11 protein-coding genes are annotated in these 13,040 nt (G+C 72.2%); 5 read left to right on the plus strand and 6 right to left on the minus strand.

Annotated elements, in window-relative coordinates; all coding sequences use genetic code 11:
• Window positions 1–28 precede the first annotated feature (28 nt).
• A complete protein-coding gene (locus tag BMW35_RS01350) occupies window positions 29–988 on the plus strand; it encodes an NAD-dependent epimerase/dehydratase family protein (protein WP_089667355.1) in 960 nt (319 codons plus the stop codon).
• 58 nt (window positions 989–1,046) lie between these two features.
• Window positions 1,047–2,228: a carboxylate--amine ligase gene (locus BMW35_RS01355; RefSeq protein WP_089667356.1), complete on the plus strand. Its 1,182-nt coding sequence runs from the start codon at window positions 1,047–1,049 to the stop codon at window positions 2,226–2,228.
• A gap of 42 nt (window positions 2,229–2,270) precedes the next feature.
• Here the strand turns inward: BMW35_RS01355 and BMW35_RS01360 are convergent, their stop codons facing one another.
• The 5 genes from BMW35_RS01360 to BMW35_RS01380 form a co-directional block, all read right to left on the minus strand.
• Window positions 2,271–3,884, minus strand: coding sequence for an alkaline phosphatase family protein (locus tag BMW35_RS01360; protein WP_089667357.1), 1,614 nt, complete (start codon window positions 3,882–3,884; stop codon window positions 2,271–2,273).
• A gap of 30 nt (window positions 3,885–3,914) precedes the next feature.
• Entirely contained in the window at window positions 3,915–4,733 is an 819-nt protein-coding gene (locus BMW35_RS01365) for a ParB N-terminal domain-containing protein (protein ID WP_089667358.1), read from the minus strand.
• Window positions 4,734–4,736: 3 nt separating this feature from the next.
• Window positions 4,737–5,852 (minus strand): Gfo/Idh/MocA family protein, encoded by a 1,116-nt coding sequence (locus BMW35_RS01370; RefSeq protein WP_089667359.1) that lies wholly within the window; start codon window positions 5,850–5,852, stop codon window positions 4,737–4,739.
• Window positions 5,853–5,914: 62 nt separating this feature from the next.
• Window positions 5,915–6,493 carry a metal-dependent hydrolase gene (locus tag BMW35_RS01375; protein ID WP_089667360.1) on the minus strand — a complete coding sequence of 193 codons (579 nt, stop codon included), beginning with the start codon at window positions 6,491–6,493 and terminating at the stop codon, window positions 5,915–5,917.
• A 1-nt stretch (window position 6,494) separates the two neighbouring features.
• On the minus strand, window positions 6,495–7,526 hold the full coding sequence (locus BMW35_RS01380) for a DUF1616 domain-containing protein (protein ID WP_089667361.1): 1,032 nt from the start codon (window positions 7,524–7,526) through the stop codon (window positions 6,495–6,497).
• 284 nt (window positions 7,527–7,810) lie between these two features.
• Here BMW35_RS01380 and BMW35_RS01385 point away from each other — a divergent pair, with 284 nt between their 5' ends.
• The gene (locus BMW35_RS01385) at window positions 7,811–9,241 is read left to right on the plus strand and encodes a right-handed parallel beta-helix repeat-containing protein (RefSeq protein ID WP_089667362.1); all 1,431 of its coding nucleotides are present in this window, start codon (window positions 7,811–7,813) and stop codon (window positions 9,239–9,241) included.
• 25 nt (window positions 9,242–9,266) lie between these two features.
• Here the strand turns inward: BMW35_RS01385 and BMW35_RS01390 are convergent, their stop codons facing one another.
• Window positions 9,267–10,169 carry a CARDB domain-containing protein gene (locus BMW35_RS01390; RefSeq protein ID WP_143052212.1) on the minus strand — a complete coding sequence of 301 codons (903 nt, stop codon included), beginning with the start codon at window positions 10,167–10,169 and terminating at the stop codon, window positions 9,267–9,269.
• Between the two features lie 209 nt (window positions 10,170–10,378).
• Between BMW35_RS01390 and BMW35_RS16005 the strand changes: the two genes are divergently transcribed.
• Both BMW35_RS16005 and glmM read left to right on the plus strand, forming a co-directional pair.
• Entirely contained in the window at window positions 10,379–11,638 is a 1,260-nt protein-coding gene (locus tag BMW35_RS16005; protein ID WP_089667364.1) for a glycosyltransferase family 2 protein, read from the plus strand.
• Between the two features lie 45 nt (window positions 11,639–11,683).
• Complete coding sequence (glmM, locus tag BMW35_RS01400) at window positions 11,684–13,024, plus strand: phosphoglucosamine mutase (protein WP_089667365.1); 1,341 nt, start codon at window positions 11,684–11,686, stop codon at window positions 13,022–13,024.
• The last annotated feature ends 16 nt before the right edge of the window (window positions 13,025–13,040 follow it).

Below are 13,040 nucleotides of genomic sequence, written 5' to 3' on the forward strand. Positions count from 1 at the left end.
AATTCCCGCGCTGACCGTCGCACCGGCCATGCCAGGCACGCCACACCAGCGGGTCGACGCGGGCGACCTCCGGAACCAGACGGTCCTCGTCACCGGGGGCGCGGGCTTCGTCGGCGGCCACCTCGCCGACGCGCTCGTCGACGACAACGACGTGCGCGTCCTCGACGACTTCTCGAACGGCCGGCGCGAGACTATCCCCGAGGGAGCCGCCGTAATCGAGGGCGACGTCCGGGACGCCGACACCGTCCGGGCGGCCGTCGACGGCGTCGACGTGGTCTTCCACCAGGCCGGCCTCGTCTCGGTCCCGGCTTCCGTCGAGGACCCGCGAGCGAGCCAGTCCGCGAACGTCACCGGGACGCTGCACGTCCTCGAAGCCGCCCGCGAGGCCGACGCCCGCGTCGTGGTCGCGTCCAGCGTCGCCGTCTACGGCGACCCGGTCGACACCCCCATCTCGGAGGACGACCCGAAGCGACCGCTGTCCCCGTACGGCGTCGACAAGCTCGCCATCGACCACTACACGCGGCGCTACCACGACCTCTACGGCCTCGACACCGTCGCGCTCCGGTACTTCAACGTCTACGGCCCCGGTCAGCAGGCCGGCGACTACAGCGGCGTCGTCTCCACGTTCCTCGAACAGGCGGGCTGCGGGCAGCCGCTGACTGTCCACGGCAGCGGTGCTCAGACCCGGGACTTCGTCCACGTCTCGGACGTCGTCCGGGCCAACGTCGCCGCCGCCACTACAGAGAACGTCGGCCGGGCGTACAACGTCGGCACCGGCGACAGCATCCAGATCCGGGAGCTCGCCGAACTCGTCCGGTCGGTCACCGGCGCGGACGTCGACGTCGTCCACACCGAGGCCCGGGACGGCGACATCGCGCGCAGCGAGGCCGACGCCGCCCGGGCGCGCCGCGACCTCGACTGGGCGTCGACGGTGCGGCTAGCCGACGGCCTGCGCGGGCTCGCGGAGACCGCTGCCCGCGTGCAGTAGGCCGAGTCACGGCGTTTGGCTGTGGCTACTGATAGCCGCCCGGTTCGTCTGCCGTGGTATGGAACGCCCCCGCAACCGGGCGCTGGTGCCGGCCGGCAACGACGCCTCGGCGTACACCTGCGTGCGGTCGCTCGCGAAGCACGGCGTCGGCTCCGTCGTCGCGTCCGAGAAGTCGAACCCGCCGGCCGCGGCCTCGAAGTACTGCGACGAGTTCGCGGCCCTGCCCGACCCCCGGGCCGACCTGCTCGCGTACCGCGACGCGCTACTGGACCTCGCGGCTCGCGAGGACGTGCAGACCGTGATTCCCATCCGCTGCGAGGACGGCTACGTCCTCTCGAAGTACCGCGACGCCTTCGAGGCCCACGTCTCGCTCGTGGTGCCGCCGACGGACGCCCTCGCCAGCGTCCACGACCGCCTCGCACTCGCCGACGCCGCAGAGGCGGCCGGCGTCCCGGTCCCCGAGACCCGGCTGCTCTCCGAGGCGGACGACTGGGCCGACGCCCGCATCGTGAAGTCGCGGTACAACGTCCTCACCGACGCCTACGTCGACGACTTCGGCGAGCGCGACGTGGACGTGGTGAAAGCCCTCCACCACGTCGAGGCCGGCGAGCGCATCGACGCCGACGCGGTCCGCGCGGAGATGCATCACGACCCCATCGTGCAGTCGTTCGTGGAGCGCGACGGCGAGTACATGGTGGCGGCGCTCTGCGAGGACGGCGAGGTCGTCTCGTCCTTCCAGCACCACCAGCTCCGCGGGAACTCCTACACGGGCGGCGGCGGCGTCTACCGGCGCTCGATGTACGACCCCGACCTCGAATCGGTGGCCGTCGACCTCCTCGAAGAACTGGAGTTCCACGGGCTCGCCTGCATCGAGTACATGCAGGAGGCCGGCACCGGCGACTACGTCCTCACCGAAATCAACCCCCGGATGTGGCAGTCGCTGCCGTCGACCGTTCACGCGGGCGCGGACTTCCCGTGGTACTACTGGCTCGCCGCCGCCGGCCGCACCGACGACGTCGTCGACGACTACGAGATGGGCGTCGGCACGCACTACCTGCACGGCGAGGTCGGGCACCTCGCGAGCGTTCTCACGGACGACTCGCCGAACGTCGTCCGACCGTCGCTTTCCGGGACGGCGTGGACCATCGCCGCGTCGATGGTCACCGAACCCCACTTCGACTACCTCAAGCGCGACGACCCCGGGCCGTTCCTCGCCGGCCTGCGAACCGTGGTCTCCTGACTGGGCGTCCACGTTCCGGTACGCTCGCGCAGCCCGCGCGACCTACTCGATGTAGCCGAGGCCGCGCAAGCGGTCCTCCACGTCGCTCACGTCACCGTCCGTCGTCTCGCCGCCGCTCGCGTCGTAGTCGAGGTCGACACTCGCCACGTCCCGGCTGGCGGGCGCGGCGTCCGGGTCGAACGCCTCGGACAGCACGCGGCCGTCGACGTGGTCGGGGACCGGTTCGCCGATGGCGTGCAGGACGGTCGGTGCCACGTCCACGACGGTGGCGTCCTCGGTTCGCGCGCCGGACTGGACGCCCGGCCCCCAGGCGAAGAACACGCCCTCGGGCCGGTGGCCGGCGGCCTTCGTCTCGGCCTCGTGGAAGGTCTCGTCGGTCAGCATCGTCAACACCTCGTAGCCGTCGCGGCCCGACAGCACGAGGTCGGGCGCGTCCTCGTCCCGCGGGAAGACGTCGTCACCGTCGGCCACGTCGAAGACGCGGTCGCCAGTCTCCGGGCCCGTGACCCCCTCGAAGAGGTCGACGAGCTCGGCTTTCACGGTCGCGCGCTCGGCCGGGGCGACGACGCCGTCCTCGAAGCGCCCGGTGTCGTTCACGTAGACGTTGCCCGCGCCGTGGACGAACGCCGTCGTGTTCGCGTGGTCGACGTCGTAGAGGCTGTGTTCGCCCGGCACCTGCATCGCCGCCACGTCCACGAACCCCTGTGGGACGTAGTCCACGATGGCCTGCTCGCTGATGCCGACCCGGTTCAGTTTCGAGAGGACGCTGTCCTTGTCGATGCCGAGGTTCGCGAGCACGCCGCGCATTCCGGACTGCTCGCGCCGGGAGAGGTAGCCCGCCCGCTCCAGCACGGTCGCCGCGGAGACGACCGTCTCGTTCGGCCCGAAGCCGTGGTCCGAGACGACCGTCAGCATCGCGTTCCGCTCCTCGGCGTAGTCCATCACCTCCCCGACGATGTCGTCGAAGCGCTCGTACCACGCCAGCAACACCGCCTCGTTCCAGACGAGGTGCTGGAGGCGGTCGGGTGCCGTGTACACGAAGAAGAACAGCGACCAGTCCGACCGGGCTTCGAGTTTCTCCCGGAGCGCGTTCCGCGCCGCCAGGAGGTCGTCGAGGTCGTCCTGGAACGCGCCCTCGCGGTCGGCGTACTCGCCCCAGTCCAGGCCGATTTCGTAGTCCGGAAGCTCGTCGTCGACCGTCTCGCCCAGCGAGGACGGGTGGGTGAACCCCTCGTCGCGGCGCGGCGTCATCATCCCCGCGACGAGTTCGCCGTCGACCGCTGTCGCGGGGTACGTCATCGGGACGTTCGCGGTGACGGACGGCGAGACCAGCTCCCAGAGCGCCGGCCGGGAGACGTCCCCGCTCGTGTTCATGCGGTGCGTGTAGTCGGGCCCGAGGCGCTGGAAGCCGTAGACGCCGTGCTGGTCCGGCCACGTCCCCGTCGCGATGGAGGGCCACGCGAGGGCGGTGTGCGCGGGCGTCGTGCTCTCGAGGACGCCGCTGGCACCCTCGTCGAACAGCCGCGCGAAGTTCGGGAGGTGGCCGTCCTCGACCCAGTCTCGCAGGAGTCCCCAGGGGACGCCGTCGAGCCCGAGGACGAACGCGCGGTCGGGCTGCCCGGACGGCGCTGCTCGGTCGCTGTCGGTGTCGCTCATCGTCGGGCCAGACTCGGCGATGGGGCTTCGTTACCCGCCGCCTGTGCCGGACCCGTCCCCGGCTCCGTCCGGCAGGTCCGGGTGGTCCGAGTCGGCGTCGACGGCCTCCCCCCGGGCGACCGCGTCCCGGGTGGCCTGCCAGTCGGCGTGCCGTCGCAACACCCGGACCGGAACCGAGTCCAGACCCAGCAGCTTCGCGATCGAGAGCCGGTTCCGGCCGTCCGCGAACAGCACCGCGCCGTCCCGGCCGACGTGGACGGCGACCTCGCGTTTGCGGCGCTCCGTCGGCAGCCGCGACGGCTCGCCGAGTGTGCCGCCGCCGTCGCCAGCGAGCGCCGCCTGCGAGCGGAAGCCGTCGCTGGCGATGGCCTCGTAGAGGTCGTCGAGGCGCTCGCAGCGCGCGTCGAACTCCGCGCGAGTGGAACAGCCCCACCGGACGCGCCCCGAGTCGAGTTCGTCCAGAATCCGGTCGTAGAAGGCCGTGTCCCGCCACGGGACGCCGTCCTCGAAGTGCGCCCGGTAGGCTCGGTAGACGTCGGTGTCGTCGAACCGCTCGTCGACGCGGTCCCAGTCACCGTCCTCGACCACGCCCGCGGCCCGGTACATCGGCCGGTCCCGACCCACCATCCCCTGCACGTCGGCGGGGTCAACGTGAACAAGGCGGTACGGGTCGGGCGGCGCGTCGTACCGCAGCCGGTTCCGCAGGCGCGTGGCGGCGACGTAGGCGCGAGCGTAGCGGTCGCGGGCGACCAGCAGCCAGCGTTCGGCCGCCGGCGTGGTCGCTGCGAGCCGGCGACCAGCCCCGGTGACCAGCGCATCGACCGTCCGCTGGACCGACCCGAGCGCCATCGGTCAGTCGTCGTCGGCGGCCGCGCCGACGTTCTCCTCGACCGCGCCCGCGTCCCGGTCGGCCGCGGAGCGCACCGCGGCCATCAACTGGACCATCCAGCGGGACTCCTCTAGGGGCACCGGCATCTCGCCGTCGCCCAGCAGGGCGCGGGCCTCCGTGTCGGTCTGGTAGTAGTGGGGGTTCAGGAGGCGCTTGGACTCCCAGGTGTCGTCGCGCTTGCGGCGCAACACGGCGCGGGCGTTCTGGACCGTGCCGGCCACCCGGTCGACGGCCTGGTCGACGTTGTTCAGGGCGCGGGCCGCCGCCGACGCCTTGTAGTCCCGGTCGTGCTCGATGAGGGTCTGGGAGATGAGGTCCACGGTCAGGGACTTCTCCGAGCCGTGAATCAGCACCATGCGCACCGGCTGCGTGTCTCCGAGGACCTGCACCGAACACAGCACGTCCTCGTCGGTCACGAACTGGAGCTGGGTGGCGTCGTACGAGAAGTCCCGCTCGTAGTCGTCCTGGAGGGCGGTCATCGCCTGGATGTCGCCCTCGCCGCGCGGGTAGCCCGCCGCCCGCAGCGCGAGGTAGAACGGGTGCGGGAGCCCCTCCTCGAACTCGCCGCCCGCCAGCTCGAAGTTCCACGGACCGCGGTTCGGGTCGTCCGGCCGGCTGGACGCCGTGTACACCACGTCGACGCCCCGAACCTCGCCGAGTTCGCCGGCGCGTTTCTGCGCCATCGCCGCCCGCATCACCGGCACGAAGTTGTGGTTGTGGACCTCCGTGACGGGGACGCCGTGGCGCTCGCTGTGGGCGGCCAGCTCCTCGAACTCCGCGACGGTCTCCGTAATCGGCTTCTCTATCTGGACCGGGACGCCCGCCTCGATGGCGAGTTTCGCGATTGCGAGGTGGCTCTGGACGGGCGTGCAGACGTGCAGCCAGTCGAGGTCGGCCTCGTCGAGCAGCGTCTCGGTGTCGTAGTAGGCGTCGACGTCCCAGTCGGCCGCGATGTCGTCGGCCGTCTCCTCGTCGAGGTCGCAGATGGCGACAAGGTCAGTCCGGGGGTTGTCGTCGAGCGCAGCGAGGTGTTTCCCCGAGACCGTACCGCCACCGGCGACAGCAGTTCGCAGTGTCATCGTCGGATGCACCCGGCGTCGAGGCATTGTTATAGAGCCGCTATCCGGCGGCCGGACGGGGCTCACGAGTTGGCGGTCGGCCGGCGGAGACGCCGCCGCAGCGCGCCCAACACGGGGGTGCCGTCCGCGACCCAGACGGCGAGTGCGACCGCCAGCAGCCCCAGTTCGGCCGCCAGATAGACCGCACCACGGGGCGTCGAGAGGAAGGCGGCGAACGAGCCCAGGAGTTCGCGGACGTGCGGCAGCGCGCCGTCCGCGCCGCCGCCGACGGGGACGAGCGGCCAGAACAGGAACCCGGCTCGGAGGTCACCGCGGACCGCGAGCGGGTAGAGGACGTCGCCAGCGAGGTGGCCGGCCCAGCCGACGACGAACGCGGCGGTACCGCGCAGTGACCCGCGGCGGACGCCCAGTGCCGTGGCGACGGCGGCCAGCGGGAGCAGCGCGAACAGCGAGTGCGCCAGGGACTTCCCGGCCGGCAGCACGTCGAGGATCCACGCCAGCGGCTTGTCGACGAGGTCGGGCGCGACCGCCGCGACGCCCACGACGAGCGCGCCCCGGGTCGACGGCGGCTCACCCCAGACCAGACGGCTGCACGCCGAGTACGCGAGGTAGCCCACGGCGACGTGTTCCCACGGCCACATCTCAGGCCCCGTCGGCGGGCGAGACGTCGACCCAGAGCGTGAGGTGCTCGGTCGCGGACGCCCCGGTGGGCTCCGCCGGCGGGTCGCCTGCGTAGACGAGCACGCGCAGCCGGAGGTCCTCCCCGAGCAGGTCCGGCGTCACGGAGACGGCCTGCTGGGCGCGCTCGCCGTCTCCGAGCGACAGCGACTCGCGGCCGAGCTCCTGCTGTTCGAGGACGCTCACAGACTCGCCGTCCGTCTGCACGCGCTGGAGGACCACCACCGTCGTGTAGTCGGTGGCCGCCCCCTCGTGGTTCTCGACGACGAGCGTGAACGACGCGGGCTCGCCCGCGGTCAGGTCCGTCGGGTAGTCGCCCGCGACCAGCTTGCCGTCCGACTCCGTGAGCAGCGCGGCCTCGGTGTAGGCCTCTCCGGACTGCGGGGCGGCCAGCCCGACCGCGAGCGCGGCCACCGCGGCGACCACCGCGACGGCGAGCGCGACGTTCAGCGCCGCGTCCACGCCGGAGCCCGCGTCGACAGTCGCCGCCCGGGCTTCGTCGTGCCAGCGGTCGACCGGCGCGGTCGCGCGGTCGCCGGGGGCCAGCCGGGCTCGCAGGCCGCCGGCGGCCAGCGCGGCGACGGCCGTCAGCGCGACGACGACTGTCACCAGCGGCGCGGTGGCGAACGACGACCCGGCCAGCGAGAGCGCGAGCGCGAGCAACACCAGGACGACGACGGAGACGGCCAGCGAGAGCGCGACGCGCTCGACCCACTCAACGCCCGGCCGCCGCAGCACCGCCGCGGACAGCACCGTCCCGTCCCCGCCGCCGTCCGGCGGCTCGGCGGGGAACAGCGCGGCGACGACCGCGTAGCCGGGCAGGAAGAACAACAACGGACCTGCGACCAGCACTCGCATCGGCCCCTCGACGACCCCGGACAGCACGAGGAAGCCGCCAGTCAGGGCGTACGCTAGCACCGCGCCGAGGTCGCCGAACTCGCGGAGGAAGCCCCGCGCCGGGCCGTGCGCGTTCTCGGTCGCCGTCGCACGCCTCATCGCGGTTCCCCCATCGTCGGCTCGGTCGCGTACCGAAGCATCTGAACGTCGGAGTGCACGCCGACCGGGTGGTTTGTTATGGAGCGGGTATCGCGTCGACCGTCCGCCAGCGGTCCCGAATCCGTGCGCCCGCGCTGCCGTCGCTGCGCGCCTGCAGCGCGGCGTGACACGCCGGCGTCACTGGGCCGCGTAAGCACTACCTTCGACAGTTCGGAAAGCAGAGGCCGTCAGACGGCGAAAGCTCCGGCTTACAATGTGTGCTTACTACATCTGACCGGTGTCGTATGCTCGACGTACACACCTCCGGGGGCCGCGGTGTGACGGCGCTGGTCGTCGCAGCGCTCGTCGCAACCGCCGGCATCCCGGTCGCGACCGCCACCAGCACCACCACGGCGACTCAGGTCTCGGCCTGCGGGACCATCGACTCACCCGGCGTCTACGAGATCACCGCGAACGTCACGGACGCGCCCACCGACGGCTGCATCGTCGTCACCGCGGACGACGTCGTCCTCGCCGGGAACGGCCACCGCGTCGCCACCGCGAACGGCACCGGACCGGGCGTCCTCGTGCGTGACGCCAGCCGCGTGAGCGTCGACGGGCTCGTCCTCGACGGCTGGGCGACCGGCGTGGCCTACCGGAACGTCTCCGGTGGCGGGGTCCTCGACGTGACGGTCCGGAACAGCACTACGGGTGTCGGCCTCACCGACGCCACGGCGGACGTCACCGTCGACTCCGCCACGGTCACGAACGCGTCGACGGGCGTCCGGCTCGCTGGCGACGGCGACAGCGTCCTCTCTCGGAGCAGCGTCGACGCCCCGAACGGCACGGGCGTCGCCGTCCACAGCGATGCGTCGACGGTCGTCGCGACCACTGTCGCGAACGCCAGCACTGGCGTCCGCGTGACGACTGCGTACGACGCGGCCGTCACTCGGAACACCGTCGCGAACGCGACAACCGGTATCGCCGTCGAGGAGGCCGGCGGCGTCGACGTCGAGAGCAACGAGGTGACCTACGTCGGCGGGCGCGCCATCTTCGTCGGCGGCGACCTGTCGCCCAGGTACGTCGAACCGCCGCGCGCACCCGACGGCAGCCAGGTGTTCCACGCGACGGCGTTCCAGCCGAATCGCGTCGGCCACGAGGTGACGAACAACACGGTCGCCGGCGGCAACGACTACGGCGTGCTCGTCGTCGACGCGGTGGACGCCGAAATCACCGGGAACGACGTGACCGACACCGAGGACGGCATCGGGCTCGGACACACCGAGGGCGTCCGCGTCGCGAACAACTCGGTGACGGCCGTCGGCGACGACGGCGTCCACCTCGCGAACGCCGACGGCACCGTGTTCGCGTGGAACACCATCGACGGCACCGGCGACGACGGCGTCTACGTCGTCGGCGACCGAAACCGGGTCGCGAACAACACGCTCGCGAACGCGACCGACGACGGCGTCGACGTCCAGAACGGCGCGCTCGCCGCGCTCGTCGACAACCACGTCACCGACAGCGGCGACGACGCGCTGTTCCTGCGGAACGCGCACAACGCCACCATCGCGGGGAACGTCCTCGCGGACAGCGGCGACGACGGCGTCGACCTCCGCGGCGTCACGAACAGCAGCGTCGTGGAGAACCGAGTCTGTGACGCGGTCGACGTTCCGGTCGTCCAGCGCCGCGGTGCCGCCAACAACACGGTCGCGAACACCACCGTCGGCTGCTGACCGGTGGCGGCCCCGGCGGGCAGTCCTACGCTCGCCGGCCGACGATGAGGAGGGCCGCGGCCAGCATCGCGGCGAGCGCCACGACCGGTCCGAATCCCGGCGTCTCGGAGGCCGACTCCAGCACCGAGTCGGTCGTCCTCGCCGACGCGGTCGACTCCGCGCCCGTCACCCGGAACTCGGCTGACGCGTTCGCGACCGTCGCCTCGTAGCTGCCGGGCGTGTGGACGCTCCGCGTGAACGTCACCTCGGCGGACTCGCCGGTCGCCAGCGTCACGTTCTTCACGCCCGCCACCTCTCCGAACAGCTCCAGCGCGACCGGGAGGCTGCCGTTCGCGTACCCGGTGTTGCGCACGAGCGCCGTGACGGTCACGTCCCCGCCGGCCTCGACGGACGCCGGCTCGACCCTGACGCTGGACACGGAGAGCTCCGGCCGACGCTCCTCGACGGTCACGAAGCGGTTGACGCCCGAGTCGACCTCGAAGGTCTTGTTCCCGGGCGTCTCGAAGACGTGCCTGAACGTCACCGTCTTCGTCTCGTTCGGCTGGAGCACGAACACCGCCCGGTCGACGATCTCGTGCTCGACCTCGAACTGCACGACCTTCCGCCCGGCCTCCGTCCCCTCGTTGGTCGTCGTCGCCTCCACGACCAGCGGCTGTCCGACCACCTCGGGCGTCTGCAACACTGTCACGTTCGCGCTGCCGACGTCCGGTCCGGGCTCGTCGCTGGTCGCGTTCCGCTCGCCGTCGTCGTCCTCCTGGGCGTCGACGCCCATCGGCGCGTCGCCACTCGTGGCACCGTCGTCGCCGGGACCGAGTGTCTCCGCGGCGTCGCCGGCCGCGGCGGCCGCTGGAGCGAGCCCGGCCACGGGCGCGGCGAGTACCAGCACGACGGCGGCGACCACGAGGACTGAACGAGCGCGGGGATGCATGCCGTTCCACTCCCGGCGAGCGCGGCTTTGTTATGAGTGCGTTTCGCCGAGCCTATCCCGGAAACGGTCTCTTGACCGCTGAGAAATCCGATTTGGCTGTCTCGGGGGCTCGCCAGTCACCGCGAGTAGCAGCCGCCGAACCCCCGGCTCGGGCCGCCAAGCGCTCGATAACAATACGCTGGCCGGGCCTACCTCGCGCCGAACGCGGAATGTACCGAGCACACACCGTCGGGGTCGTCGTCCCGGCGTACAACGAGGCGGGGTTCGTCGGCGACACCATCGCGTCCGTCCCGGCGTTCGTGGACCGCGTGTACGTCGTCGAGGACGGCTCTACTGACGGCACGTGGCGCGAGATTCGGGCGGCGGCGCGCGCCGAGAACGACCACCACGACGCCGGCGTCTTCCCGGACCGCGTGGTCCCCATCAGGCACGACGAGAACCGCGGCGTCGGGGGTGCTATCAAGACGGGGTACCTCCGGGCCCGCGAGGAGGACGTCGACCTCGTGGCGGTGATGGGCGCGGACGGCCAGATGGAGCCGGACGCGCTCGCCGACCTCCTCGACCCCGTCGTTGACGACCGCGCCGACTACGTGAAGGCCAACCGCTTCCTCGGCCGGACCTCGCGGGGCGACATGCCGAGGCTGCGGTTCGTCGGGAACGCGATGCTGGGTGCGCTCACGAAGGTCGCGAGCGGGTACTGGAAGACGGGCGACCCGCAGAGCGGCTACACCGTCATCTCGGGCGACGCCCTGGACGCCGTGCCCATCGAGGACATGTACGAGTTCTACGGCTACTGCAACGACCTCCTCGTGAAGCTGAACGTCGCCGGGATGCGCGTCCTCGACGTCCCCCACCCGCCGGTGTACGGCGACGAGGAGAGCCACATCAGGTACCACACGTACGTCCCGAAGGTGTCGGGGATGCTCGCGCGGAACTTCCTCTGGCGGCTGAAGACGAAGTACCTCGTCTTCGACTTCCACCCGCTCGTCGGCGCGTACGCCGCCGGTGCTGCCGCCTCCGCCGTGGGGCTGGCGGGGCTGGCGTGGGCGCTGCCCGGCGTCGGCAGCGTCGCGTCCCCGCTGGCGAGGTTCGGTGCCGCCGTCTCCGTCCTGCTGGTCGGCGCGCTGGCGTTCGTCGCGGCGATGTGGATGGACATGCGAGCGAACGACCACCTCGGCGGCACCGTGCTGCCGAACGACCCGGAGCCGGTGGCCTCGAAGCCCGAGCGCCCCGAGTCGGCGGCGACCGCAGACACCGGCACGGAGACCGGCGGGGGGACCGCCGACCCCGGGTCCGTGTCGGCGAACGACGACGGGACGGTCGCGGTCGAGCTGGCACCCGACGAGTGGTCGTCGCTGCTCGACGCCGCCGTGACGGACGGCGGGGACGCCGACGAGGCGGCGGCCGCCAGGCGAGTCAGAGAACGCGTCAGAGACCGCCTCCGCGACGAGGAACGGGCCGCAGAGTGACCTACGCGGGGACTAACTAACTCCGTCCCCGGTGGCAGTTCGGGCATGTTCGGAACCAGCGGTATCCGCGGCGAGTTCGGCACCGACGTGACGGCGGCGCTCGCGGTCGACGTCGGGCGCGCGCTCGCCTCCACGGGCCGGTCCCGGGTCGTCGTCGGCCGGGACCCGAGAGAGACCGGCGCGCCCCTCGTGGACGCACTCGCTGCGGGACTCCGGGAGTGCGGCGCGGACGTGGCGGACCTCGGCGAGGTACCGACGCCGACAGTCGCGAGGGCGGTCGGCTGGCTCGACGCCGACGCCGGCGTCGCCGTCACTGCCTCCCACAACCCGCCCGAGGACAACGGCATCAAGCTCTGGGACGCCGACGGGGCGGCGTTCACGAGCGGCGACCAGACCGCGGTCGTCGAGCGCGTCGAGCGCGACGACTACGAGTCCGTTGGGTGGCGGGACGTCGGCGACCGGTGGACCGAACCCGACGCCCGCCGCCGACACGTCGATGCCGTCGTCGACGCGGTCGACGTGGACGGCCGCCCGGAGGTGGTCGTGGACGTCGGGCACGGCAGCGGCCGGCTGACGACGGACGCACTCCGGCGGCTCGGCTGCGAGGTGACGGCGCTGCACGCCAGGCCCGACGGCTCCTTCCCGGCGCGGCCCAGCGAACCGACCGCCGACCACTGCGAGGCGCTCTGCGAGGTCGTCGCGGACGGCGACGCGGACTTCGGGGTCGCCCACGACGGCGACGCCGACCGGATGCTCGCGGTCACGGGCGACGGCGCGTTCGTCTCCGGGGACGTCCTGCTCGCGCTGTTCGCGCGCCGGGAGGCCAGCCCCGGCGAGCAGGTCGCCGTCCCGATCGACACCAGCATGGCCGTCAGAGAGGCGCTCGCCGGCGTCGGCGCGACGGTGACGTTCACCCGCGTCGGGGACGGCTTCGTCGCGGACCGCGCCAGCGACGACGGCGTCGCGTTCGGCGGCGAACCCAGCGGTGCCTGGATCTGGCCGGCGCTCTCGCTGTGCCCCGACGGCACGCTCGCCGCCGCCAAGCTCGCCGCGCTGGTCGCCGACCGCGGCCCGCTGTCCGACCTGGTCGCGGGCGTCCCGTCCGTCCCCATCCGCCGCGAGAACGTCCCCGCAGCCGACAACGACGCCGTCGTCGAGCGCGTGCGCAGCCGCATCGCCGACCGCTACGAGAACGTCACGAACGTCGACGGCGTGCGCGTCGACCACGACGACGGCTGGTTCCTGGTGCGCGCCAGCGGCACCCAGCCGCTCGTCCGCATCACGGCCCAGGCCGACGACGACGCGCGGATGACGTCGCTGTTCGACACCGCCAGCGAACTCGTCGAGGCCGCCATCGACGACCTCGACGCCGGCGTGAAGCGATAGCGCGCGAATAACGAGG

The sequence above is a fragment of the Halobacterium jilantaiense genome, assembly GCF_900110535.1.
Lineage (GTDB): Archaea > Halobacteriota > Halobacteria > Halobacteriales > Halobacteriaceae > Halobacterium > Halobacterium jilantaiense.